Source organism: Curtobacterium sp. 9128 (assembly GCF_007673775.1).
In the GTDB taxonomy this organism is placed as follows: domain Bacteria; phylum Actinomycetota; class Actinomycetes; order Actinomycetales; family Microbacteriaceae; genus Curtobacterium.
The window spans coordinates 400402-424715 of sequence record NZ_VEAF01000003.1 but is presented as its reverse complement, the minus strand read 5'-3'; the positions used below and the strand labels follow the sequence as shown (position 1 = coordinate 424715).

Annotated in this window: 27 protein-coding genes and 1 tRNA gene; 10 read left to right on the top strand and 18 right to left on the bottom strand. The window is 68.7% G+C overall.

Features of this window, described 5'->3' with window-relative positions:
- The first annotated feature begins 4 nt into the window (after positions 1-4).
- Entirely contained in the window at positions 5-871 is an 867-nt protein-coding gene (locus FS641_RS08250) for an AraC family transcriptional regulator (RefSeq protein WP_144762604.1), read from the top strand.
- A 159-nt stretch (positions 872-1030) separates the two neighbouring features.
- On the opposite strand, the gene FS641_RS08245 is transcribed toward FS641_RS08250, so the two are convergent.
- Together FS641_RS08245 and FS641_RS08240 are read right to left on the bottom strand one after the other, a co-directional pair.
- Positions 1031-1723, bottom strand: a complete 693-nt coding sequence (locus FS641_RS08245; RefSeq protein WP_186317649.1) for an MFS transporter — start codon at positions 1721-1723, stop codon at positions 1031-1033.
- Between the two features lie 112 nt (positions 1724-1835).
- Positions 1836-2432 (bottom strand): hypothetical protein, encoded by a 597-nt coding sequence (locus FS641_RS08240; protein ID WP_144762599.1) that lies wholly within the window; start codon positions 2430-2432, stop codon positions 1836-1838.
- Between the two features lie 177 nt (positions 2433-2609).
- Between FS641_RS08240 and FS641_RS08235 the strand changes: the two genes are divergently transcribed.
- Positions 2610-3665, top strand: a complete 1056-nt coding sequence (locus tag FS641_RS08235) for a hypothetical protein (RefSeq protein WP_144762596.1) — start codon at positions 2610-2612, stop codon at positions 3663-3665.
- A gap of 67 nt (positions 3666-3732) precedes the next feature.
- Here FS641_RS08235 and FS641_RS08230 read toward each other — a convergent pair whose 3' ends face one another.
- Positions 3733-4716, bottom strand: coding sequence for an aldo/keto reductase (locus FS641_RS08230; protein ID WP_144762593.1), 984 nt, complete (start codon positions 4714-4716; stop codon positions 3733-3735).
- Positions 4717-4805: 89 nt separating this feature from the next.
- Between FS641_RS08230 and FS641_RS08225 the strand changes: the two genes are divergently transcribed.
- Positions 4806-5213: a MerR family transcriptional regulator gene (locus FS641_RS08225; RefSeq protein WP_144762590.1), complete on the top strand. Its 408-nt coding sequence runs from the start codon at positions 4806-4808 to the stop codon at positions 5211-5213.
- 374 nt (positions 5214-5587) lie between these two features.
- Here the strand turns inward: FS641_RS08225 and FS641_RS18575 are convergent, their stop codons facing one another.
- Entirely contained in the window at positions 5588-6004 is a 417-nt protein-coding gene (locus tag FS641_RS18575; RefSeq protein WP_395879260.1) for a helix-turn-helix domain-containing protein, read from the bottom strand.
- Between the two features lie 196 nt (positions 6005-6200).
- Positions 6201-6497: a VanZ family protein gene (locus FS641_RS08215; RefSeq protein WP_186317648.1), complete on the bottom strand. Its 297-nt coding sequence runs from the start codon at positions 6495-6497 to the stop codon at positions 6201-6203.
- A gap of 237 nt (positions 6498-6734) precedes the next feature.
- On the opposite strand from FS641_RS08215, the gene FS641_RS08210 reads away from it, so the two are divergent.
- Positions 6735-7109 (top strand): hypothetical protein, encoded by a 375-nt coding sequence (locus FS641_RS08210; RefSeq protein WP_144762580.1) that lies wholly within the window; start codon positions 6735-6737, stop codon positions 7107-7109.
- Positions 7110-7380: 271 nt separating this feature from the next.
- Here FS641_RS08210 and FS641_RS08205 read toward each other — a convergent pair whose 3' ends face one another.
- From FS641_RS08205 to FS641_RS08190, 5 genes are all read right to left on the bottom strand, one after another.
- On the bottom strand, positions 7381-7701 hold the full coding sequence (locus FS641_RS08205; RefSeq protein WP_144762577.1) for a hypothetical protein: 321 nt from the start codon (positions 7699-7701) through the stop codon (positions 7381-7383).
- Between the two features lie 32 nt (positions 7702-7733).
- Positions 7734-7901: a hypothetical protein gene (locus tag FS641_RS18030; protein WP_186317647.1), complete on the bottom strand. Its 168-nt coding sequence runs from the start codon at positions 7899-7901 to the stop codon at positions 7734-7736.
- 231 nt (positions 7902-8132) lie between these two features.
- A complete protein-coding gene (locus FS641_RS08200; RefSeq protein ID WP_144762574.1) occupies positions 8133-8594 on the bottom strand; it encodes a hypothetical protein in 462 nt (153 codons plus the stop codon).
- A gap of 884 nt (positions 8595-9478) precedes the next feature.
- Complete coding sequence (locus FS641_RS08195; protein WP_144762571.1) at positions 9479-10039, bottom strand: hypothetical protein; 561 nt, start codon at positions 10037-10039, stop codon at positions 9479-9481.
- Positions 10040-10151: 112 nt separating this feature from the next.
- Complete coding sequence (locus tag FS641_RS08190; RefSeq protein ID WP_144762568.1) at positions 10152-10565, bottom strand: hypothetical protein; 414 nt, start codon at positions 10563-10565, stop codon at positions 10152-10154.
- A 106-nt stretch (positions 10566-10671) separates the two neighbouring features.
- Here FS641_RS08190 and FS641_RS08185 point away from each other — a divergent pair, with 106 nt between their 5' ends.
- Positions 10672-11865, top strand: a complete 1194-nt coding sequence (locus FS641_RS08185; RefSeq protein WP_186317646.1) for a hypothetical protein — start codon at positions 10672-10674, stop codon at positions 11863-11865.
- A 16-nt stretch (positions 11866-11881) separates the two neighbouring features.
- Here FS641_RS08185 and FS641_RS08180 read toward each other — a convergent pair whose 3' ends face one another.
- A complete protein-coding gene (locus FS641_RS08180) occupies positions 11882-12451 on the bottom strand; it encodes a helicase associated domain-containing protein (RefSeq protein WP_144762562.1) in 570 nt (189 codons plus the stop codon).
- Positions 12452-12904: 453 nt separating this feature from the next.
- On the opposite strand from FS641_RS08180, the gene FS641_RS08175 reads away from it, so the two are divergent.
- A complete protein-coding gene (locus FS641_RS08175) occupies positions 12905-13798 on the top strand; it encodes a hypothetical protein (RefSeq protein WP_144762559.1) in 894 nt (297 codons plus the stop codon).
- Positions 13795-15639 carry a hypothetical protein gene (locus tag FS641_RS08170; protein WP_144762556.1) on the top strand — a complete coding sequence of 615 codons (1845 nt, stop codon included), beginning with the start codon at positions 13795-13797 and terminating at the stop codon, positions 15637-15639. Before FS641_RS08175 ends, FS641_RS08170 begins: the two co-directional genes overlap by 4 nt.
- Positions 15640-15884: 245 nt before the next feature.
- On the opposite strand, the gene FS641_RS08165 is transcribed toward FS641_RS08170, so the two are convergent.
- A tRNA-Gln gene (locus tag FS641_RS08165) sits at positions 15885-15956 on the bottom strand.
- A gap of 77 nt (positions 15957-16033) precedes the next feature.
- Here FS641_RS08165 and FS641_RS08160 point away from each other — a divergent pair.
- On the top strand, positions 16034-16528 hold the full coding sequence (locus FS641_RS08160; RefSeq protein ID WP_144762553.1) for a MarR family winged helix-turn-helix transcriptional regulator: 495 nt from the start codon (positions 16034-16036) through the stop codon (positions 16526-16528).
- An 85-nt stretch (positions 16529-16613) separates the two neighbouring features.
- Here FS641_RS08160 and FS641_RS08155 read toward each other — a convergent pair whose 3' ends face one another.
- The 6 genes from FS641_RS08155 to glp all read right to left on the bottom strand — a co-directional run bounded on the left by FS641_RS08155 (position 16614) and on the right by glp (position 22082).
- Positions 16614-18467 carry an ABC-F family ATP-binding cassette domain-containing protein gene (locus FS641_RS08155; protein ID WP_144762550.1) on the bottom strand — a complete coding sequence of 618 codons (1854 nt, stop codon included), beginning with the start codon at positions 18465-18467 and terminating at the stop codon, positions 16614-16616.
- A 480-nt stretch (positions 18468-18947) separates the two neighbouring features.
- Complete coding sequence (locus FS641_RS08150) at positions 18948-19346, bottom strand: PLDc N-terminal domain-containing protein (protein ID WP_144762547.1); 399 nt, start codon at positions 19344-19346, stop codon at positions 18948-18950.
- 45 nt (positions 19347-19391) lie between these two features.
- Positions 19392-19826 carry a molybdenum cofactor biosynthesis protein MoaE gene (locus FS641_RS08145; protein ID WP_144762545.1) on the bottom strand — a complete coding sequence of 145 codons (435 nt, stop codon included), beginning with the start codon at positions 19824-19826 and terminating at the stop codon, positions 19392-19394.
- Entirely contained in the window at positions 19823-20335 is a 513-nt protein-coding gene (locus FS641_RS08140; protein WP_144762543.1) for a molybdenum cofactor biosynthesis protein B, read from the bottom strand. The genes FS641_RS08145 and FS641_RS08140 overlap by 4 nt, the downstream gene beginning before the upstream one ends.
- Positions 20332-20847, bottom strand: a complete 516-nt coding sequence (gene moaC / locus FS641_RS08135; protein ID WP_144762541.1) for a cyclic pyranopterin monophosphate synthase MoaC — start codon at positions 20845-20847, stop codon at positions 20332-20334. The genes FS641_RS08140 and moaC overlap by 4 nt, the downstream gene beginning before the upstream one ends.
- Positions 20844-22082 (bottom strand): gephyrin-like molybdotransferase Glp, encoded by a 1239-nt coding sequence (gene glp / locus FS641_RS08130; RefSeq protein ID WP_144762539.1) that lies wholly within the window; start codon positions 22080-22082, stop codon positions 20844-20846. The genes moaC and glp overlap by 4 nt, the downstream gene beginning before the upstream one ends.
- Before the next feature lie 106 nt (positions 22083-22188).
- Here glp and FS641_RS08125 point away from each other — a divergent pair, with 106 nt between their 5' ends.
- Both FS641_RS08125 and FS641_RS08120 read left to right on the top strand, forming a co-directional pair.
- On the top strand, positions 22189-23121 hold the full coding sequence (locus FS641_RS08125; protein ID WP_260855738.1) for an MTAP family purine nucleoside phosphorylase: 933 nt from the start codon (positions 22189-22191) through the stop codon (positions 23119-23121).
- Entirely contained in the window at positions 23118-24188 is a 1071-nt protein-coding gene (locus FS641_RS08120; protein ID WP_144762535.1) for an NAD(P)-dependent oxidoreductase, read from the top strand. Before FS641_RS08125 ends, FS641_RS08120 begins: the two co-directional genes overlap by 4 nt.
- Positions 24189-24314 lie beyond the last annotated feature (126 nt).

The following is a 24314-nucleotide window of genomic DNA, read 5'->3' as shown; positions in this document are numbered from 1 at the left end:
AGGTGTGCTCATCGAAGACGGCTTCCCCGGACAACGTCTCCGCGTTCTCCCCGCACGCCGGGTCGCGCAGGCCCTCACCCAGCCGGGGATCGCTCACCTTGTCGTCACAGACGCCGGCTACTTCCCCACCGCGCAGGCACACGGCAAGATCCGGCCGGAGGGCATCGAGCAGTGTGTCGTCCTGGTCTGCGTGCTCGGAGCCGGTCGTGTGCGGGTCGCCGGCGCCGTGCACGAAGTCCGCCGCGGCCAGGTCGTCGTACTGCCGCCGGGTGTGCCGCACGCGTACGAGGCGAACGACCGCGACCCCTGGACGCTTTGGTGGGTGCATGTGCTCGGTCGTGATCTCGCGGAGTTCCTCCGGAGCAGCGGGATGACGGCGGAGCAGCCCGTGCGGCAGCTGCGGGACGTGTACCGACCGGTGTCCCTCATCGAGGAGATCGTCGGGGCGATGGAGCGCGGCGACACGGACGCGAGCCTGCTCGCAGCGTCCGGCGCGGCCTGGCACCTGATGGCGCAGCTCTGCGCGGAACAGGTGGCCGGCGCGAACGCACTGCCCGTGATCGACGCCGCGCGAGATTACATAGTGGCGCACCCGGCCGAACCGGTCACCGTGGGGCGGCTGGCCGCCATGGCGCGGATGAGCCCATCACACTTCGCGTCCCAGTTCCGACGACGGGTCGGGACGAGCCCGATCAAGTTCCAGACGCAGGTCCGGATGGGTCGGGCGCGGGAACTCCTGGACACGACAGGGCGCAGCGTCGAGTCAATCGCCACCGAAGTCGGGTACGGGGACGCGTTCTACTTCAGCCGCGTGTTCCGAGCTGTCCACGACGAGACGCCGACCTCGTACCGTGCTTCGAGGCGCGCGTGACTGCATGCGCTAGACGAGGCCCGCACCATGCTGTTGGCTCCTCCAAGGACTACGTTCCGCCGTTTCCGTCCACGCAGCCGATACCGCGACGGCCTCTTCGAGCTGTCAGTTCAACTGGCCTCCCGAGCCGTGACGTCATTCTTGACAGGGACCGCCCGGCTACCGACTTGTCTCCGGCGACGGTTCATCGACAGTTGTGGCGTGTTCCTCTTCTCCCGTGGGCGTGCGGCGGGGGACCCATTTCCAGAGCATGACGCCGCCGACTGCGCCGACCGCGCCGATTGCACCGATGCCGATGGTTGCGGTGGAGATGGCCGCGACGAGGGAGAGCAGCATGGGGCCGAGTGCTGAGCCTGTGTCGGCGATCTCTGCCCAGATGCCGAGGAACACGGGACGTCCGATTGCGGGAGAGAGGTCGGCGCCGATGGTGTTCACGATGCCCGAGCCGATGCCGTTACCGAACCCTAGGGCGAGCGCGGTGACGGTGAGCCACGCCGCGGTACCGGCCAGGGGAATCAGTGCGACGGTGGCGGCGAGGATGAGGCAGCATGTTGCGGCGACGGAGCGTCGCTGCCCGCGGTCAGTGACGATGCCAGCCGGGTAGAACACGAGCGCCTCAACGCCAGTCGATAGTCCAACGATGAGCGCGGTGTGCGCAGCGTCGATGTGCAGGTGGCCTGCCCATAGCGGCACGACCAGTTGACGAGCCTGCCGGGTCGCTGACAGGAGAAGGACACCGATGCCAACTGTTGCAGATGTTCGTCGGTGGGTGCGAACAACGCCTCGAATCGTGGTGGAGTCGGTTGTGGTCGGCGGGTGCGGCGCCGAGTCTTTCGCTGACGCAGCGATCACTTCGGCCCCGACGATGGCGACAGGAGCGAGGAGGTACTGCGGTTATTGCGAGGTTTCACCGGTCCGCCAGCAGCGGCAGACGAGAAGGATCTGGCCGGCCTGGTCGTGCGGATCAGCGCTGGTCGGTGACGACGGTGAGCACGGCGCGAGCGTAGCGCTCGAGGTTCTCCGCTTGGCGTGCTGCGCACGGAGCATCCTCGTCGACGAGCCAGCGCTCGACGACGGTCGTCATCCCGCCGGCGGCGAACAGCGCCGCTTCACGCTGTTCTGGGGTGGGATCTGAATCGAGGAAGCGTCCGGCGAACACCTGAGCGAGCACAGCAGCGCTCTGTCGGTGCGCGATGGTGCGCAAGGCGATGAAGACCGCACGATCGTCCCTGATGAACTGAAGGAACGGGGCCAAACCCTCGCTCCGGACCGCCTCGACGAGGGCGGGTACCGCGGACCGGACATCGGACGGAACGTCGTGGCCGGTGCCCTCGACCATCCGGCGGACGAGCACCTCGGATGCCAGCTCGCCGAGCGACGCGTAGTGGGTGTGCAGCACCTGGCGACTCAGACCCGCTCGCTGCGCGACGGCGCTCATCGTCACGTCGGCACGCTCCTCCGCCAGCTCCGCCAGCGCCTGCTGCAGTGCGCGCCGAGTGCGGCGAACCCGGGGATCCTCGTCCGCGCCTCTGAACGAACTCGAATCGCGTTGTTGTCCCATGACGTTTACATTACATCTGTCAAGTAATGAAGGGAAGGCGCCAGGATGAACCAGCGCGACAATGACCACCTCGAACACGGTGGACGTGACACCGCACATCCGGCGTACGAAGACGCACTCGCGGGCGGAGCCATCGGATCGGAAGGACCGGGAGCTCCGCACCGGTACCGGGCGCTGGTGATCGCGGGCATTGGCTTGCTTGTGCTGGTCCTCGGGATGGTCATCAGCTACTCCGGCGCGTTCGGCCAGCCCACCCCGAACCACCTCCCTATCGCCGTCGCCGGCAGCCCGACCGCCATCGTCCACCTCGAGCAACAGGACGAACTCGACGTCACCGTCGTCAAGGACGCCGCCGCGGTCCGCCGCTCCGTGCTCGACCGCAACACCGTCGGCGGCCTAGTCTTCCCCGTCACTTCCGGACCGGTCACGACCGTGATCGCCAGCGGCGCCAGCAAGACGACCGCGCTCGCCGTCACGAAGGTCGGCACGGCCGTCGCCGCGAAAGCCCACACGACCGCCATCGTCACCGACGTCGCGCCGCTGCCGTCCGCGGACCCGGCCGGGACACTCGAGTTTTACGTCGTGCTCTTCCTCGGCATCGGTGCGTCCCTCGGAGCGACGCTCTTCGGTCGCATCCTCGGCACCGTCGATACGGCCCGCGGGTTCGTCGAACGCGGCCTTGTGCTCCTGGTATTCACGGGCCTGTTGAGCGCGGGCGCTGCGTGGTGGGAGAACATCGTCCTCGGCGGCATCACCCACGAGCCGTGGCAGGTCTTCGGGCTGCTCTGGCTCTACACGCTCGCCGTCGGCGGTGCCGTCACGGGCGTCGCCGCCGTACTGGGCTCGTTCGCCAGCGTCGGCTTGATCATCCTCCTCGTCGTGTTCGGGAATTCCTCCTCCGGCGGCCCCGTCGGCACGGGCATGCAGGACAACTTCTTCCAGGGCATCGCGCTGCTCTTCCCGCAAGGTGCTGCCCTTGACGGCTTGCGCTCGGTGGAGTACTTCGATGGCGTAGCCGCCGGCTGGCCCATCGCACGCCTGGCGATCTGGGCCGTCGCCGGGGGCCTCCTGGCACTCGTTGCGATGGCCGTCCGTGCCGCCCGGGAGGCACGCCGACGCCGACCGGCGCACATCGGCGCGCACGCGATGCCACGCGGCACGACCGCTGTCGGACAGCTTGACGCCTCCCCGGCCGCGCCCCCTACTGTCCCAAGCATCTCCGCTGCCCGCTAGACCATCGGCTATTGGACACGAAAACGCCCCGCTGCACTGACTGGTGCTGCGGGGCGTTTGGTGCGGGTCAGCCGCGGTCGCGTGCCATCCCGGCTTCAGTGTTGCGGGTACCGACCGCGACACCGTGCGGGGAAGCCGCCTCGATGCGTTCGAGGTCCCGTGTGGTGAGGACGATGTCGGCTGCGGCGACGTTTTCCTCCACTCGCGACGCCTTGGTGGTTCCGGGGATCGGGACGGTGCCGGCTTGGATCAGCCAGGCGAGGGCGAGTTGCGCGGTCGTGACGTTCTTCTCGTTGGCGATGGCTTTGAGTGCTTCGACGACGCGCAGGTTCGCGTCGATCGCTTCGTCGGAGAAGCGGGGGAGGTTTCGTCGTGCGTCACCCTCGGGGAGGTCGTCCTTCCGAGTGATGGTGCCGGAGAGGAACCCGCGACCAAGCGGGGAGAACGGCACGAATCCGATACCGAGCTCCGATGCGGTGTCGAGGACGCCGTTGTGCTCGGCGTCGCGCTCGAAGAGGCTGTACTCGGACTGGATCGCGGTGATCGGGAACGTCGCGTGCGCCCGGCGCAGGGTCTCGGCTGAGGTCTCGGAGACGCCGATGTAGCGGGCCTTGCCGGCGGTGACGGCTTCGGCCATCGCGCCGACGGTGTCCTCGATGGGCACGTTCGGGTCTGCCCGGTGCAGGTACCAGAGGTCGACGTGGTCGGTGCCGAGATGACTGAGGGACCGGTCGATTGCGCGACGTGCGTGCTCCGGGGAGCCGTCGAGACCAATCGGCTGGCCGTCGTCGGTGAAGTCGGTGGCGAACTTCGACGCGACGACCACCCGGTCCCGGTCGGTGCCGAGGACGCGGCCGAGGAGCTTCTCGTTCTCGAACGGCCCGTACGCCTCAGCAGTGTCAAACAGGGTGATCCCGAGGTCGAGAGCATGCCGGATGGTGTCGACGGAGCCGGCTTCGGTCGCGCCGCCGTAGAAGGCGCTCATGCCCATGCATCCGAGCCCGAGTGCGGACGTGACGAGGCCCTGGGAGCCGAGAGGGATCTGCTGCATGCGTATTCTCCGTTCGTCGCCGGGAGCACCCGGACGATGACGACCCTCCACCCTGGTGTGCACACCATGTCAAGTGGGAGACTCGGCTCATGCTGCTTCCCGAGGTCCACGTCGATGAGCCGGTCACGATCAGTGCTGCGGCGGAGCTGCTCGGCACCACGGTCGACACGATCCGCTACTACGAGAAGGAAGGCATCGCGCCCGTTCCGGAGCGTGGGCCGGATGGGTGGCGGCGGTACGACACGGCGGCGCTGAGCTGGCTCGCCGGAACCGTGATGCTCCGCGGCACCGGGATGAGCGTGCGGGAGATGCGCGAATACGCGGCCGCGTACCGGGCCGGCGCCGACGACGTCGCACGGCTGACGCTCCTCGAGCAGCATCACGCGGCCGTCCTCATCCGGCAAGCCGAGGTGCAGCGGCATCTCGCGGCGCTGGAACGAAAGATCGCCGCGTACCGCGAAGCTATCGCCGCAACTGGGGCACAAACGGCAGCTTGACGTTTGTCCGTTTCCCCATCGTCTACCGCACGCGCATGGCGTGACTGCTGGACAACTGGACTTGTCAGCCATCGATGCAGATGAGTCGTACCGGGATCCCGAGCTGCGGCCTACTTCCGTCGCTTCTTGCCGCCCGGGCCAACCGTGAAGTACGTCTGAGCAACGCCGGCTCCTACGAAGACGACGGCGACCACGATGATCAAGAGCACATGCATAGCTGGACGGTACTGAGTCCTTTACACCTCAGACCGCTTGCTGTAGGCCTTCCTACGCTCGACAGCCGAGCGCCTCGATGGCCGATCGGCCAGCGAGACGGTCAACTGGTCGCTGGCAGCTGTCGCAGCCGTCCTCGTCCGCGACCGCTGGTCGACCGGCTATCGGGACGCTCGAAGAGCGGTGCCCGGATCTCTCGGCGGTCGGCCTTCGCTCTGGCGGTGCTCCATCGTCTGGACATCGAAGTAGCTGCCGCTGGGCTCCGCGACCACCGGTGGACGCTGCGAGCGGACTCGAGCGACGGTAGCCGAAGGGAGCTCGCCGAACATCGTCGCGTACCGCTGGGTGAAGCGTGGCACGTGAAGGATCTGCTCAGCTATCGCGATCTCACGTATCGACCCCTGCTCTTCGGGGTCGAGCAGGCGCCGTCGTGCGTGCAGGAGACGAATAAGCCGGAGGAAGTACATGGGAGTCGCAGGCGTGTCTTCTCGGAACAACTCTTGGAGGCGGCGTCGGCTGATTCCGGCTGCGGCAGCGATGTCGTCGAGCACTATCGGAAGATGATGCTCGCGGTCCATGAATCGCAGCGCGCGATCGACCTCTCCGCGAAGCTCGCTGAGATCTAGACGGAGGAGCGGCAACACATCCACACAACGGAGTCTTGCAGAAGCGAGTCAACGAGGGGCGCCCCTTACGAGATGGTCCACCGAGACGAAGGAGCGCCCCCAGAGAACCTAATGCTCCGCGGGCGTTGCCGATCTACTCGTGCTGACCTCAGGCGGTGCGCGTGCCCCTCGTGGCCGGGTGCCAGCGGAACAGCTCAACGAGACGCGACAAGCCTGGAGCGCGCGACATCACGAGGAAGATCGCGAACCCGACGGCCCCGCCGACGGTGTTCCAAAGGAAGTCGTTGACGTCCGCCACATGACCACCGCCGAAAAGCCCGTCCGTGACGATCCGCAGAAGTTCGATCGCAAGACTGACCGCCGCGGCGGCAAAGACCACTTTCACCCAAGACGGTTGGCGCATCAGCAGCGGTATCAAGATGCCCAACGGGGCGAACACGATCACGTTGGTGATCGCGCCCCGGACTCACCAACCGATGCGGCCCCACCCGCTTCTCAGCCGGCGATCCTCTACCGAACGTTGACGCATGCCGCATCGGCGCGGCAGTACCCCCTCGCCGGTCACCCGCCGACAGGGCTCGGCCGAGTTTGGGAGAGGGACGCAGCCCGTTCGAGCCGGGCTAGGTGTGGGCACCTGGTTCCGCTGCTTGAATCGATACACAGCGAGATGAAGGGAGGACCGGTGACGGACGGCATCCGACGCGCGCCGCTCAGCAATCGCGCCGCCGCCTGGAGCCTCGCCCTCTTCTGGGTCGTGATTATCATCGGCTTGCTGACCGCCACCGGCTGCGTCGGGTTCCTCCTCAACGAGAGCCTTATCTCGTACAGCACGTGCGCTGCCCGTGAGGCAGACTGCAGCGGCGGTGACGCAGGCTGGTTCACCGGCATGAGCCTCACTCTCTTCGGAGGGTTCAGCGCCGTCATCACCGCCGGCGCTGCAGGCATCCGCAGCCGCACTCGCAGGAGCGGCGTCCCATACCCGGTCGCCGGCCTCGGGGGTCTCCTCCTACTGACCGCGACCGGGTACGTCCTCCTCAAAGCCCTCACCGCTAAATAGCTGGCGGGCGCCGTCCGGCGCGGATCGGCAGACCGCACTATCGCGCTCTTCGCCGCGCTACGACTTGCGGAGTCCGCAACGCCACAACCAGAAGCCGGTACCGAGCCAGCAGATTCCTGGCGCGCTGGTGACCAGCACCAGCGCAGCAGGAATCGGTGCCCCAATTCGTCCGTAGGCAAACGAACCCACGCCGGACCGCGCCAGCGAGCCCTGTTCGAGGATCCGGGACTAACAGCGTCCTCAGCCAAGTCCAGGTCCGGTGACGCGTTGTCTATCGGGGCTGGAACAGCCGACCGAGGAACCACCGAACTGACCGCTTCGGCCGCTCCGACTCCAACGACAGCCGCGGCGGCAACGGCCACTGATCCCAGCCGATCACCTGACGGTTCAACCCGTAGTCGAAGGCGCACGTCTGCAACGCCCCTTTGTGGTCGGTCCCGAAACCGATCACTGTCACCTCGACACCGTTGTCCGTGGCGACGACGTCGCCGACCTCCGCGGGACGGTCAAACGGCCACCGATACGCGTAACCGTGCATCCCGCTCCCGTCGAGTCGCGCGTACCGGTCGAAGCTGACTCGCACGATCGGCATACCGCCGGCGATCCTCCGCACGCGAGCGCGCCCTAGCTCTCGGCCGCCTCGTCGTTACTGTCGCCGTAGTCCAGCATCTCCCGACGAGCACCCTCACCCCAGGACTCCATTTCCTCGTCCGCCAGCTGCTCAGTCCAGTCGTCCTTTGGTCGTCCCACGATCTGCTCCTGATCCAAGTCGGGGTTCTGCGGTTCGAGCACTGTAGCCGCTGACCCCAACATGCACGACCCCATCCAGCACGAGGACCGCGCTGCCAGGAGCGTGTACCCACGGGGACTGCCCTGATCCTGCAGTCCCCTAGTGACTGCAACAACCCCAACCTATAGTGAGATATGGTGCAAAACGCACCCTCGGTGTAGGCGGCAGCATTGGGGCGTGATCGACATCGTGCAGCCTGTCCCCAGGCACGCGCCCGACCCCATGCACGGTCCTCAGGGGTGGAACCGGGGCTCAGTCGCGTAGAGGCCGTACGTTGCGTCGGTGAGCGTCATCGTGGGTTCGACGCAGACGTTCGTGATGCCGCCCTCGAACTCACCGATGAGCGCGTCGGATGGCAGACCGGTGCCGTCGTCGATCTTATTGCGTGCCGAGCTGAGGATGTCCGCGGCGGCCGCGAACTGCTGCTGCGCCGTCATCTCATGGTTCCAGTCGGTGCAGGTGGTGTCGGAGTACTGCTTGCTCCACGTCTGCGTGTACTTCGACGTGCTGTCGTCGCCTCCGCGACCCGCGTCGTCTTCATCGCTTCCACTGCCGATCGTCGAGAGGACGCCGAACAACACGGCGAGGACGACGATCCCGCCGCAGCCGATGGCGATGAGGGCACCGCATCCGAATGTGGGCTTCGGCTTGTCGGGTCCGCTGAGGTTCGGCTGCGGCGGCAACGCGCTGTTCACTTGGAGCCCCCGGCAGTGTCTTCACTGCGGGTCTTCACGAGATGGTCGGTCGCGGCGGCAATGGCGATCGCCTGCTCAGTCGAGCCGCCCTTCATCCGGGCTACCGGTGTCGGCTCAAGGTCGATTCGTCCTTCGAGCACTCGCGACGAGAGCTCGTATGGCTCAAGAGGGCGCAGATCATATGTGTCCGACAGCCTCGCCCACCACATGCGCCGGCACCGGTAGAGGTACGCCTGTCGCCCACCGATCGAGAGCCGGACACCTTCATGCACTTCCGCTGTGATGTGACAGGGGATCGTTTGCGGGACGGGCGCGAGCGAGGCATCCGCTGCCGAGAGAGTGTCGATAACGTGCCTCGAGTTCTTGACCTCGAGACGCTGGAGATATCTCAATGCTGCTCCTAGCTCGTCCTTCCTGCCGATTCTGACATGTTCTCAACGGATCGGAAGGTGCGCGATGCGGTGCACGGCGTCTACCCGCTCCGGCAACCGCTGACCGGAGGGGCTCTCGAGCCCACTGACTCGACGACTCGGTCGGGTATAGGTCGTCGGTCGTCGCGAAAGCCGATTCGGTCTTCGGAATGGACACAGTGTGAACGAGGTGACTGGACGCGCGGATCTTCAAGGCAATCTCAGCCCATGTGCGCATCGTCGCTTCGTCTACCCGAACCCGCTGATCGTCATGCTCGGAGAGCAACTGTCATCTCCGACTTCACCGTCCGAAAGCCGGTCGTGAAACGCGCGGCCTGGCGCGTTGAGGTCGTCTGCGCAGCTGACTGGGCCGGGGTGTCGCGGATGAGTGGTCCGTTTTGAATCGCATCAGCGGGACGCCATACGTACGCGGGGGGGTACGCACATCGGTTCGTCAGCGCTACCGACTGGCAGCTAGGAAGCGTTGCGTATCGGCCGCGTCCGCCCCGTGGTTGTGCCCGCCGGTCGGCTTCGCCACTGCCCCTTGCGTGGCGCCTTCTTAAACCGAGAAGCCGCGCGATGCGCTCGAAGCGCGCAGTCCGGGCAGCCGACAGGGAACTTCGAAGTGTGGTTGTCAGGGCGCACGACGAACCCGCCATGCTCTGGGCACAACACGATCACGTCCGTCTTCGCGTCGACGTAAACGACCAAGGTGTAGTCGTAGCGGTCAGCGTGCACTTGACCTGCTTTCGCGATGAACCGCTCGCGGCGGAGCTCGACGCTCGCGTTGAAGCCCTTGCAGTCACGGCACCCTTGACCGCGCTGTGTGCCGTACTTCGTCGTGCGGACCCGTCGGTGCTCACGAGGGGTCTGCTCGAACGGGCCGTGTGCGAGGCAGACGATGGTGACTTCCGTATCGCCGTTGACGTATTGACGCTCAACGTGGCGGTAGTCGTAGCGGCCGTCGTGCAGCTTCGTGGCGAAGTCGATGAACTCGGCTGCTCGTTCTTCGCGGGTGGCGGTGCGGTAGTCCAAGGGGTCCTCCAGGAGTTGTTCTCCTGGCCCCTATGCCTCGTCCCTCCCATCGGGTACCTAGCCGGCGTGTCGCGGCGTCCCACGGTGGGCCGTAGAACGCCGCGACCACGAGCTACCGGCGGATCCCGGTGCCGTTGAAGCGCCGCGTCATGGAGAAGTGCTTCTGGAGCTGCAGGCCTTCCTCGTCTGCCTTCCAGAAAGACATGCGCACGTGGTGGTGCCCGTCGGGGTCCATCCAGGTGTGGGAGATGCCGTTGGGCGGCGTCTCGTCGTCGCGGACACTCCAGGCCGGTTCGCCGGCGGGTTCGACGATTTCGGAGTAGAGCACGCGTCGGAGGAACTCACGGCGGTCGAGTCGCTCGTCACCGTCGAAGGCGATGAAGTTCTCCGCGAGGACACGGTCGACCGCATCCACGTCCCCGCTCCTGATCGCTGCGGTCAGCTTGCTCTCGCGGTACTGCATCAGAACCGGGTCGAGCGCGGGCGTTTGCACGTCAACTTCGTACTGGTCTTCATTCGTTGTCACCCCTCCATCCTCATCCCGCGCTCACGGCTGTTCTGACCAGCCCAGACTCCACAGGTGCGACACGCCGAACGACAGCCGTCCCCGGGGTAAGCGCATAGACGCCTGCATGCGTCACCTCACCGCCCGCGAACGTGCCCTGCTCCGAGCCGCCACTGTCGTCGACGAACAGATCATCCCAGTGCAGAGAACTGTCCACTCCCCCGGGAATCCGGGGCGCCCGACCGGTCGTGCCTACGGCAAGCCCTTCGGACGACCCGGCCTGGTTGCTGGTTGCGCGCACACGCGATGTTGGGAGCCGGACCCCCTCAGTGGGGACCTCCTCGACCCCGAGAAATATCAGCGGGGGACTGTAGTCGCGTTTCTGCAACCGGGCGCGGCCCACGCGATCCAAGGGTTTCGACCGCAGTTCGACCGGAACCGTTGGGAGCACATCCGTCTCTTCGTGGCCGACGCGGTGGCGGTGATTGCTCCCGCATGCCATTACCTCGCGGAGCGGCTCATGGTGGTCACGAGCGGCTTCGTCGATTGGGTTGTCAACGTGTGCGGCTACCCGGCATTGATGCGGGTCGTCTTCCACCCTGTCATGATCCGCCGCTACGTCAGTCGGGACGACAAGCCGTGGCAGGACAAGACGCGGCGTGATTACCGGTCGCTCCTGCTTCGGATTGCCGAAGTCGTTGTTCCAGAGGCTGGCGCTATCCCGTTTGGATCGCTGAACACGGAGGCGCCGACCCTGCCCTACACCGACCGCGAGCTTGGCCTGCTCGAGTCGTGGGCTCGTGGGCAGAGCTCAGCGCAGCGTCGTCGGGACGCTGGCCTCATCCTCGGTCTCGCTGCTGGGGCGGGACTTGACCCGTGGGAGATCCAGCATCTTCGTGATGAGGACGTTGTGGTTGGCCGCGCCGGAGTGCGTGTGACTGTCGCCGGGTCGGTTCCTCGCGAGGTCACCGTCTTGCAGCGATGGGAGGATCTCGTCCGCGACTCGTTGATGGGTCGGTCGGGTCGTGAGTGGGTGTTCGGTCCGGCGACGCGCACGAGCACGTTCAACGCCATCACCCCGTTCATTCGACGGACCGACCGCGGGAACGAGCCGACGCCTGTCCCGACTCGGATGCGTCAGACGTGGATCGTCACGCATCTCGCCGCCCGGACACCAGCGGATCTGATCATGGCTGCGGGCGGCCTGACCAAGCCGGAGCACCTCGCGACTTCGCTCGCGCACATTCCGGCGCTGCACAGCCCGGACGAGCGTCGCCGCGTGATCCGCGAAGCTCGCGACGTCAGGAGTCGTCGGCACTGACGGGGCAAGGCGGCGGTCACAGCACCCGGTATGCGGCGTGTCGCAGACGGGCGGCTCGCGCTGGCTGCAGCTGCCCGCGCGAGTGCAGGGCGCGCTGCTGGGCGACCCACCGGCCGATCGCCACCTCAGCCGGGTCCGACGATCGCCGTCGCGGTGCGAAACCGTGCTCGGCCCAGAACTGCTGATGTACAGCGAGCATCGTCTCCCAGCGCGCGTCTCTCGGCGACCACGCAAACCCGGGCACTGCTTCGATGCGACGCACCTGATAGTCGCAGTAGCCGCCGGCGGCATGCACCTGCCGGAAGTAGGCGACCGCATCAACCAATGACTGCTCCGTCGTCGCGGGCCGTGGACGGCGACGATCTGCCAGCGGCATTCGGCCGGTCGCGATGACGAACGACTCGAGCTCGTGCACGCGATCGATCCACCGCCGCACGAACGGCCGGGAAGCAGCGTCCGGGGCGATGTCGGCGAGGTAGTACTCGACCCCGCGGCGCTGTTCCAGCGACAGCAGCCGGGAGGGCTGATCGCTCAGGGCGGCGTACTCGGACCACAACGCACCAAGCGCTGCCGTGGGCGTAGACATGCGGATCCTCTCCGCGACCGGCCATCGGTCGCGGAGTGGGTATGCGCGGACCCGCGAAAAACTCGGCGACACGGCGGGGTCGGGGCGAACCGGGTCCAGGAACAGGACCCATCCCGCACGCGCGCTCCCTACGGTGGCTGAATCCGCGCGACAGGAAAGGGGCGCTGAAGCACTTGCACGCTCACCAACCGTGTCACGCGACCCGGACCTCGCCAGCACTGCTCACCGCGGCTCCTGGAGCCCCCCGCGGATCCCGGGCGTGTCGGACCTACTTCCCTGAGATTGTGCGGAAGTGAGCGGCCAGAATCAACGATCTTGGATCCAAGATCGGACCCGACTCCATCACCGCGGCATAGGCCCCGCATGCGAACGATTCCCCAGACCGCTGACGGTGGCGGCGCGCTGCTGGCATACGGCCTCACGGTCATTGCTGCCTTTCGGTCCGTCCGTGCGATGAGCTATCAGCCGACCTTCTCCGGGGACCGCTGGGACACCGTCCGCGCGCTCGTCGCAGAGGCGGCCTCGAAGGTGGCGGCATCGACTGGGCTCAAGCGCGACCGACTCACGGTCATCGCGGCGCCGTTCGCAGACTGGGTGGTGAACGTCAACGGCTATCCGACAACGACCGCGGTCGTGTTCCACCCCGTCATGGTGCGGCGCTACGTCACCCGCGATGATGTCGCCTGGTCGGACACCACTCGCCGCACCTACCGGTCAGCGCTCCTCCGGATGTCCAAGGTCCTCATCGGCGACGTGCCGATGCCGTTCGCACCGACCACACCGCAGAACACCGCCGCCCCGTACGACGACCTCGACCTTCACCTGCTCGAGAGCTGGGCACGCGGACAGTCGACCGCCGCGCGCCGCCGCAGCGCCGGTGTAGTCCTCGCGCTCTGCACCGGCGCAGGACTGAAGGCCAATGAACTCCTCCAGGTGCGCCGCTCCGACATCACGGCAGACCGCGACGGCATCGTCGTCACCGTGGCCAACGGCGGCCGGGCGGTTCCGCTGCTCGCCCGCTTCGAACGGTTGCTCCTCGACTCGGTCGCCGATGTCGAAGCTGACCATTGGGTGTTCGGATCGCCCAAGCGCATCAAGCACGGCATCAGCACCCTCACTACGTTCCTCTACGACACCGACCGGGGTCGGGAACCCGACCCGGTCACGCCCCGCATGCGCAACACGTGGCTCATCACCCACCTCATCGCCGGCACGAACATGCGCGCCCTGATGACCGCCGCCGGCGTCACGAAGTTCGAACACCTCGACCAGCTCGCCGCACACGTCCCCGCCCTCGACGCTGCGTCGTACCGTAAGCAGCTTCGTGCCGAGGCGGTCGCACGATGACCGCGCCGAAGGCCAAGCATCACGACTTCGAGAAGGCCGAACGGTGGATGCAAGACAGCTTCGGCATGTCCATGCTCATGTACCTCAAGATGGGCAAGCGAGACGCGTTCCATCGGGCCGTCCGTGAGACAAGCAAGGTCATCGCGCTCGGCGGCATCGAGGAACTCTTGGAGCAGTACTGGCTCGAAGACCACCCTTCGCGCCGAGGTCGCCGCGCGTACATGAGTACGACGAGCGCACTGGCGCTGATGTTCGTCACGATGCGCGTCAAGGGGACCGTCAGCATTAGGACGGGCGCCGACCTCCTCGTCGACTCGACGGACGAAGAGCTCGAGATGCTTGGTATCGACCCCAGCCTCTTCGAACGAGGGGACCTCTACGACGCGTATTGGCGAGCCGTACACCGTCTGAAGGACCTGCTTGACCGTGACCCCGGCCCCCGTTGGGTCCGCCCCAGCCCGGCACGTCTTGCCGAGATCAAAGCGGAGTTCTACTCCGACCCGGATCGGCTTGAGCTGCTCGAAGGCCGCATGATGACCATCTGCAACCAGCTACTCCAAGGAACCTGGCTCCTTCTGCCGAAGGAACTCCGTGGACGAATGGGCGGCACTGCAGCAATCGATGCAACCGTCATCCCCGTCAGCGGCATGCAGAAGAATCTCGACAAAATGACGGGCGACGACACTGCATCCGTCAACTACGGCTGCGGCTTCTACATCCGCGAGGGCGACCACGACGGCACCAACTCTGCCCCGGGGAAGCGCATCTTCGGTCGCGAAGCCGAATTCGGCACGCTCACTCGCAACAGCCCCGGAGCGGATATCGACGCCCCGCTCTTCATCATCTGGTTCGGCGGCCACAAGCCCGGAGAGGTCGCCGGCCAAGGCAAGCGCTTCCTCGACTCCTGCAACGAACGCGGAATCCCGATCACAACCGTCATCGCCGACCGCGCCTACCTGCCGGGCGCGAAGTCCGAGGACTTCCAGCTCCCCATAGCAACGAACGGTGCGAACGCTGTCATGGACTACCCCCACGACAGGCTCGGCATCCAGGCCTATTACGCGAGCAAAGACGGCAAGCACAGTCTCGTCATGTGCGACGGCTCCTGGTACCCCGCGTTCATGCCCGAGACCCTCAAGCTCGCCGAACGTACCTGGGCGGAGACCCGGAACGCCGCATCGACGATGACGAACCCCGTGGCTCGTGAGGCGACGCTTGCCGCTGGACACGACCTCGTCACCAAGCGTCGTCAGCAGCGCGCGAAGTATCGGCTTAAGCCGCGAGGCCGTCATAACGCCGACGGCTCCCGTCAGTACTTCTACCCGACCGGACTCGACTCCATCGACTTCGACAGCACAACAGGCGAACAGTTCGACACTCCCATCCCCGGCAAGACGGTCAAGATCCCCGGCAGTCTCGTCACCGACAAGCGCAATAACGGGGATGGTACGAAGCACCTCAAGTTCGGACAGGAGTTCGAGTACAAGTCCGAAGAGTGGCGCGGCTGGTACGGACTTCGCAACACGATCGAGTCCGTGAACTCACGAGTGAAGGACCCCCAAGCGGAGGGACTCCACGACCCACTGAACCGCCGTGGTCGTGGCCCGTGGTTCGCGGAGATCGCTGCCGCACTTGCCGCAGCTTCCCAGAACCTCCGCCGCCTGATCCACTTCCTCCAGGACCGCCTCGCGCTCAAGCGCATGAGCGCCAAGAACCGCAACCACTGGATGACGTACGCCAAGCAGAACCCCAACGTGCGGGTCGAGCAGCCAGACGCGACCGAAGCAGATTCCGAGCCTCCGGAGTACTACCTCATACCCATCGACGAGATTCTCGGCTAGACGCCGTCGCTCGCCCCGAACTGAACACAGACCAATTTCGCTCGATAGCCGAGCCGATGCCCCCTGCCCGGAAACGGGTCAGGGGGCTTTCGTCGTTCGCGGATCCGCTCGTGCGCCAACAGTTCGGGCTCATTCGACGGTCAGCACGAGTCTCGGGGCGGTGGGCAGACCGCGTCGGGCAGCTCCCACACACCTCGCGAGCAAAAGAATGATCAGAAATCGCGCAAAGACCGAACAGGCCCCAGCTCCGCCTCCAGGATTCGAACCCGGACCTAACGGCACCAAAGGCCGTCGTGCTGCCATTACACCAAGGCGGAACGCCCACGGAGGGCCCGTCCATCCTCCCATGACCGGAACGGTGGCCGTGCGCGCGGCGTTCGGCCAAGATGGAGGGATGCCGCATGAGGACGAGGTCGACCGGATCGTCGCGGCGTGGGGACGGCAGCGCGACGACCTCGACTTCGCCCCGTTGCAGGTGCTGTCCCGGGTGGACCGGCTCGCCAGGCACCTCGATCGTGCGCGTCGGGCGGCGTTCGACACGAGCGGCATGGAGCCGTGGGAGTTCGACGTGCTCTCGGCACTGCGCCGTGCGGGCGAACCGTACGAGCTGAGCCCGAAGACCCTGCTGCAGCAGACCCTGGTGTCGAGCGGCACGATGACGAACCGGGTGGACCGGCTCACGGCGCGCGGACTGGTGGCGCGACGCACGGACCCGAGGGACGGCCGTGGGATCCTCGTGTCGCTGACGGCGGCCGGGCGCACCGCGGTGGACGCGGCGATCGCGGACCTGCTGACGGCGGAGCGGGACATCCTGGCCGGGGTGTCCGACGCCGAGCAGGACCAGCTCGCGGGGCTGTTGCGGCGCCTGATCCTGGGCCTCGGCGACTGATCCCCGCGGTCCTGCTCGCACGGACGACAGGTGCACGTGCGGGCGCGTGCGCAGTCGTCGTCAGGGCGATCGCCGCGAGGGGCCGCTAGACCCCGAGCTGCTCCGCGACCTCGAGCCAGCGCTCCTCGAGCTGCTCGATCTCGGCCTCGAGGGTGCCGAGCTTCGTCTGCAGCGCCCCGAGCCCCTCGTAGTCGGACTGGTCGTGCGTCGCGAACGCGTCGAGGAGCTGCTTGCGGTCGTCTCCGACGCGGGCGATCCGGCGGTCGAGGGCCGCCATCTCCTTCTCGGCCGCCCGCCGGTCCGCACCGGACAGGCCGGACGCGCCGGCGGCGGTGGACCCGGCCGCGGTGCCGGCCGAGCCGGTCCCGGAGACCGTGTCGGGCCTCCCGGTCGTCGCGGCGGCAGCCGCTGAAGCGGTGGACCCACCGGTCCCGGAGGCTCGGAGCCGCATGTACTCGTCGACCCCGCCCGGCAGGTGGCGGAGGTGACCGCCGAGGACCGCGTACTGCTGGTCGGTCACCCGCTCGAGCAGGTAGCGGTCGTGGCTCACGACGAGGAGGGTGCCCGGCCAGGTGTCGAGGAGGTCCTCCATCGCGGCGAGCATGTCCGTGTCGAGGTCGTTGGTCGGCTCGTCGAGGATGAGCACGTTCGGCTCGTCGAGCAGGATAAGCATGAGCTGCAGGCGGCGCTTCTGCCCACCGCTGAGGTCCTTGACGGGCGTGGAGAGCTGCTCGGAGGTGAAGCCGAGGCGTTCGAGGAGCTGCGACGGCGTCATCTCCTTGCCGTCGGCGACGTAGCTGGTCTTCTTGCGGGCGACGACCTCGCGGACGCGGTCACCGGCGTACTGCGCCAGGTCGGCGAGCTGCTGGTCGAGGACGGCGACCTGCACCGTCTTGCCCGTCTTCACGCGGCCGGTCGTGGGCTGGATGCGTCCGGAGACCAGGCCGAGGAGCGTCGACTTGCCGGCGCCGTTCGGCCCGAGGATGCCGGTGCGCTCCCCCGGCGCGATGCGCCACTCGATCGCACGGAGGGTCGGCTCGTCGGCCTCGGGGAAGGTCACGCCGGCGTCGAGCAGGTCGACGACGTCCTTACCGAGCCGGGCGGTCGCGGTCTGCGACAGGGCGACGGTGTCGCGGATGGGCGGCACGTCGTCGATGAGGGCGTTCGCCGCGTCGATGCGGAACTTCGGCTTGCTCGTCCGGGCCGGGGCGCCGCGGCGGAGCCAGGCGAGCTCCTTGCGAGCGAGGTTCTGGCGGCGCTGCTCGCTCGCGGCGGCCTGCCGGTCACGCTCGACGCGCTGCAGGATGTACGCCGCGTAGCCGCCCTCGAAGGGCTCGACGATGCCGTCGTGCACCTCCCAGGTGTCGGTCGACACGGCGTCGAGGAACCAGCGGTCGTGGGTCACGACGACCATGCCGCCCTGGTTCGCCGGCCAGCGTCGGTTGATGTGGTCGGCGAGCCACTGGATGCCCTCGACGTCGAGGTGGTTGGTCGGCTCGTCGAGGAACAGCACGTCCCAGTCGCCGACGAGCAGGCGTGCGAGGGCGACCCGGCGGCGCTGCCCTCCGGAGAGGTCGTCCACGAGGGCGTCCCACGGGATGTCCGACACGAGGCCGCCGATGACGTCGCGGATCTTCGGGTCCCCGGCCCACTCGTGCTCCTCGCGGTCGCCGACGACGACGGCCCCGACGGTCTGTCCCTCCGGGAGCACGTCGCGCTGGTCGAGCGAGCCGACCGTGACGCCGCCGCGGTGGGTCACGCGGCCGGAGTCGGGTTCGAGGCGCTTCGACAGGAGGCTGAGGAGCGTCGACTTGCCGTCACCGTTGCGTCCGACCACGCCGATGCGGTCACCCTCGTCGATGCCGATGGTGACGCCGTCGAAGACGGTGCGGGTGGGGAACTCGAGATGCAGGTTCTCGGCGCCGAGGAGATGTGCCACCCGTCAAGGGTAGGCGGCGTGCGGGGGTGTGGGGTTCGCGGGGGATATCCGTTGGGGCGGGGTTCGGTTGGGGCGGGGTTCGGTTGGGGCGGGGGCGGCGGCGCACCGTGCGAGGTTCGCGGCGGCGCACCGTGCGGGGTTCGTGGCGGCGCACCGTGCCGAGTTCGTGGTTCGTGCGGAGCTGCCCGCGTGGTGCACGGTTGTCGCGCTACACGGGGCGATCAAGCTCGCACGGGCGGCGAACGGCGCACCGTGCGGAGTTCGCGGCGGCGCACCGTGCGGGGTTCGTGGTTCGTGCGGGGCTGCCCGCGTGGTGCCCGGTTGTCGCGCCGCACGGGGCGATCAAGCTCGCACGGGCGGGGAACGGCGCACCGTGCTCGGAGCACGGTGCGCCGGGAACGGGTCCGTGCGGGGCAGCGCGGGCAGCGGGTGCCGGTCGGGCCGCGTGCATGCGAGTCAGGCCGCGGGGACGCGAGCGGGTCAGGCTCCGGGGGCGGTCTCGGCCTCGCCAGCGGCCTCCTTCGCGCGCCGCAGTCGAGCCTTCGCCTCCCAGTACTCGATCTCGCGGTCGAGGTCGGCGAGTTCCTGCTCGGTCGTGCTCACACGCCGATCACCGTGCGCCGCTCGAGCGTGCCCGAGCGAGGCGTAGGAGTCCTCGTGGCGGGTCGGCTCGAGGTACCGGCCGTGGTTGCGGGCACCGGGAGCCCAGTCGTGCCCGATCGCGAACCACACGATGCTGCCGACCACGGGGACCAGTACGACCAGGATCACCCACGCGAGCTTCGGGAGTCCGCGGATCTGGTCGTCGGTCTTCGTGAGGATGTCGATCAGGGCGAACACCAGCAGGACGATGGTGATCCCGGGCAGCAGTACGCTCATGCGCTGGAGTCTATGGAAGCGCTGGGAACGACCGCTACGCCCTCGTCAGAGGGACGCCACCCACTCGTCCGAACCGTCGGTGAACCGCTGGTGCTTCCAGATCGGCACGCGTTCCTTGACGAGGTCGATCAGCGCGCCACACGCCGCGAACGCGTGTCCCCGGTGCGCCGACGACACGGCCGCGGCGAGCGCGACGTCCCCGACGCCGAGCGGTCCGACCCGGTGCAGGACGGCGATGCGGACCTCGGGGTGCTGATCGGCGATGGTGGCGGCGACCTCGGCGATGACGTCGCCGGCGCTCGGGTGCCGTTCGTAGTGGAGCGCGGTGACGCCCTTGCCGCCGTCGTGGTCACGGACGACGCCCGCGAACGTCACGACGGCGCCGTCCTGGTCGGTGGCCACGACGGCCGAGACCTCGTCGACGGTGATCGCGCGGTCGACGACGTCGGCGACGACGACTCGGTCCGCACCGCCGGTCACGGGGCGCTCCTCGGCGCGTGACCGGCACCGTGCACCTGTGCGAGCACGTGATCGAGCAGCCCGTCGAGGACCGCGAGACCGTCGGCGACCCCGCCGCGCGATCCGGGCAGCGTGACGATGAAGGCCCCGTTCGCCGCGATGCCGGCGACACCGCGGCTGAGCAGCGCCGTGGGTCCGGCACCGGCGAGCCCGCGGCGACGGACCTCTTCGAGGACGCCGGGGACCTGCAGTGCGAGGAGTGGCTCGACGGCCTCGGGTGTGCGGTCGGTCGGGGTGACCCCGGTGCCGCCGGTGGTGATCACGACCCGTGCATCGGCTGCCAGCTCGGCGGTGATCGTCTCGGCGACGGGCCCACCGTCGGCCACGACGTGCGGTTCGTCGACCGCGAAGTCGCGCGCTCGGAGCCACCCGGCGATCGTCGGTCCGGTCGTGTCGAGCGTCGGGTCCCCCGCTGCGGAGGTGGACACCACCACGACCGCGGCGCGGCCCCTGGTCGGCTGCGAGGTCAACGTGCGCTCCAGTCCCCGGAGCGTCCGCCGTGCTTCTCGAGCACGCGGACGTCCGTGATGGTGGCCGCCCGGTCGACGGCCTTCACCATGTCGTACACGGTCAGTGCGCCGATGCTCGCGCCGGTCAGCGCTTCCATCTCGACACCCGTGCGTGACGTCGTGCGGACCGACACCTCGACGACGACGCGGTCGTCCGCGCCGGTGATGTCCACCTCGACGCCGGCGATCGGCAGCGGGTGGCAGAGCGGGACGAGGTCGGCGGTCTTCTTCACCGCCATGATCGCCGCGATGCGGGCGGTGCCGATCACCTCGCCCTTGGGGAGGGAGCCGTCGAGGATCCGTGCGACGACGTCCGGCCGGGTGACGAGGGTCGCGGTCGCCGTTGCGGAGCGTGCGGTGACGTCTTTGTCGGAGACGTCCACCATGTGCGCGCTGCCGTCCGCGCGGACGTGGGACAGGTCGGACCGCGAGGACTCGACGGGCTGGGTGGACTGGTCGGACTCGTCGCTCATCGGATGCTCCAGACGGTGAGGGGATCGCCGGGTTCGACGGCGGCCACGCCGACGGGCACGTGCACCAGGTGCGTTGCCTCGGCGTAGTGGGCGAGCAGGTGTGAGCTCGGACCGCCGACGAAGTGCACGGTGCCGTCCTCGACGCGCCCACGCCGCACCTGGTGCTTCCCCACCGGGGAAGACGCCGCCGACGCCGCAGGGAGCTCCTGGGACGGCCGTGCATCGGGCATCCGGGCCGCGTGGGCGAGCACGGGGCGCAGGAAGACCTCGAACGAGACGAGCGCGGACACCGGGTTGCCGGGGAAGGCGACGACCGGCACCTGGCGGCCGGCGATGCCCACCGTGCCGGACGCCTGCGGTCCGCCCGGCTGCATCGCCACGGGAGTGACCCGCAGGCCCCGGGGCTCGAGGGCCTGACGCACCACCTCGTACGCGCCGGCGCTGATGCCCCCGGTGGTGAGGACCAGGTCGGCCCAGTCCCCCACGGCGTCGTCGAGGGCGGCGAGGAAGCGGTCCTCGTCGTCGGGGACGCGCACCACGCGGGACTCGACGCCGACCTCCGCGAGGGCTGCCCGGAGCATGACCCCGTTCGCGTCGTGGATCACGGCCGGCCCCGCGGACGGCCCGTCAGCGGCGGCGAGTTCCGACCCGGTGGACACGACGAGCACCCGCGGACGCCGGACCAGGTCGACCCGGTCGATCCCGGCTGCGGCGAGCGCACCGAGCACGGCGGGCGTGAGCGGGGCGCCGGCGTCGACGATGACCGCGCCGGCACCCAGGTCGGACCCGATCGCCCGCACGAAGGTGCCCGCGACGAGGTCGGTCGGGACGGAGACGGTCTCGAGCGCGAGGGCGGCGGGGAACGACCCGGGCGCTGTCGCCTCGACCGGGAACACGGCGTCGGCGCCGTCGGGGATGCGGGCACCGGTCATGATCGGCGCCGCGGTGCCCGGCGCGAGCGGTGCGGGCGCGGTGCCGGCCGGGATCGGCGGACCGACGCGGAGCGTCGTACCGGCGTCCGCGGCCCGCACGGCGAACCCGTCCATCTGACTGTTGTCGAAGGCCGGCAGCGGACCCGGCGCGACGACGGCCCGAGCGAGCACGCGGTACCCGTGCCCGGCGCCGGCGTCGGCGTCGGCGGCGAGGTCGTCGACGAGCTGTGCCTCCTGTCCGAGGCCCAGCACCGGCGCGACCAACGCTTCGACGTCGTCGCGATGCTGACCGATCGTCCGCACGGGGGCCTCCGAACCACTCTGACGCGACCGCCACTCGGCGCGTGTCAGTAGCGTAACGAGCGCGCACCCGCGCCATCGACGAACCGGAGGACCTGTGGAGAACGACGTGACTGCGACGATCGGTGTGATCGGCGGATCCGGTCTGTACGAGCTGTTCGCACCCGGGACCGCCGACGAACTCGTGGTCGAGACGCCGTTCGGACCCACCTCCTCCCCCGTGACGGTCGGCACGATGGCCGGCAAGCGCGTCGCGTTCCTGACGCGCCACGGCCGGTCGCACTCAGTCGCACCGCACCGCATCAACCACCGCGCCAACGTCTGGGCGCTCCGGTCGCTCGGCGTCCGGGCGATCGTCTCCTCGAGCGCCGTCGGCGGCCTCCACCCGGACTACGCGCCGGGCACCTTCGTGGTGACGGACCAGCTCATCGACCGGACCTGGGGGCGAGCGGACACGTTCTTCGAGGACCAGGTGCAGCACCTGTCCTTCGCGGACCCGTTCGACCCGGTGCTGCGCCGCGCGGCCGTCGATGCGATCGCCGCACTCGACGTGCCGTTCCGCCCGACGGGCACGTGCGTCGTCATCCAGGGACCACGGTTCTCGACCCGCGCCGAGTCGGTGTGGATGCGTGAGGCCGGCGGCCACACGATCAACATGACGATGACGCCGGAGGTCCCGCTCGCCGCCGAGCTCGGCATCGGCACCGTGAACCTGTCGTTCGTGACCGACGCGGACGCCGGGCTCGCGCCCGCCGAGGACGCCACCGACGGCGAGGCCCCGGTCACGCACGGCATGGTGATGGAGCGCCTGGCCCGTGCGAACGAGGTCATCGTCCGCGCCATCGGGTCGATCGTCGCCGCGGTGCCCGACGACTTCACCCCGCGCGAGCTGGTGCCGGCCGAGGCGAGCGCGAGCGTGCTCCGACGGGACGCAGGCGACGACGCAGGCACTGACACCGGCACCAGCACCGGCACCAGCACCAGCGGCGACGCCCACACCGGAACCGGGACCGGCGCCGGCACCACCGGAGCCGACCGGTGACCCGCCTGCTCGTCACGGGCGGCGCCGGCTTCATCGGCTCCGCCATCGTCCGCCGCGCCCTCGCCGACGGTCACGAGGTGCGCGTGCTCGACTCGCTCCGCAGCGACGTGCACGGCGACCCCGACGCCGTCCGCGCCGAGCTCGAGCAGCGCGGCATCACGTTCGTGCACGGCGACGTCCGCGACCGGGTCGCACTCGACGCCGCGCTCGAGGGGATCGACGTCGTCTGTCACCAGGCGGCGAAGGTCGGCCTCGGCGTGGACTTCCAGGACGCCCCCGACTACGTCTCGAGCAACGACGCCGGCACCGCGCACGTCCTCGCGGCGATGGACCGCGAGGGCATCGGACGCCTCGTCGTCGCGAGCTCGATGGTCGTCTACGGCGAGGGCGCTTACGCCACCGCCTCCGGGGACCCCGTTCGACCACCGGCGCGCCGCCGGGAGGACCTCGACGCCGGTCGGTTCGACCCGATCGGTCCGGACGGGCAGCCGCTCGTCCCCGGGCTCATCGACGAGTCCGCTGCCCTCGACCCACGGAACGTCTACGCCCAGACGAAGGTCGCGCAGGAGCACCTGGCGTCCTCGTGGGCGCGTGCCACCGGTGGTCGGGCGGTCGCCCTCCGCTACCACAACGTGTACGGCCCGGGCATGCCCGCGAACACCCCGTACGCGGGCGTGGCGTCGCTCTTCCGCAGCGCGATCGCCCGCGGCGAGGCACCCCGCGTCTTCGAGGACGGTGCCCAGCGGCGCGACTTCGTGCACGTCGACGACGTCGCCGGGGCCAACCTCGCCTCGATCGGTGCGACCGAGACGATGCCGTCGGACTCGTTCCGCGCCTACAACGTCGGGTCGGGGACGGTGCACACGATCGGCGACATGGCCGCGGCGATCGCCGGGACGGCGGGGCTCGAGCCCGTCGTCACGGGTGAGTACCGCCTGGGCGACGTCCGGCACGTCACGGCCTCGTCGGAGCGGATCGCCGCCGAGCTCGGCTGGCGTGCCGAGGTCGACTTCGAGCGGGGCATGCGCGAGTTCGCGACGGCGCCGCTCCGGGCCGCGGTGCGCTGAGGCGCGTCGGGCCCGCACGAGTGGTCACGACATCCCGCGGGCGCAGCGCCGGGTGGTCACGATCCGTCGCTCGGCGCGCCCCGGCCCGACGGATCGTGACCACTCGGCAGACCTGAGCGGGGAGTC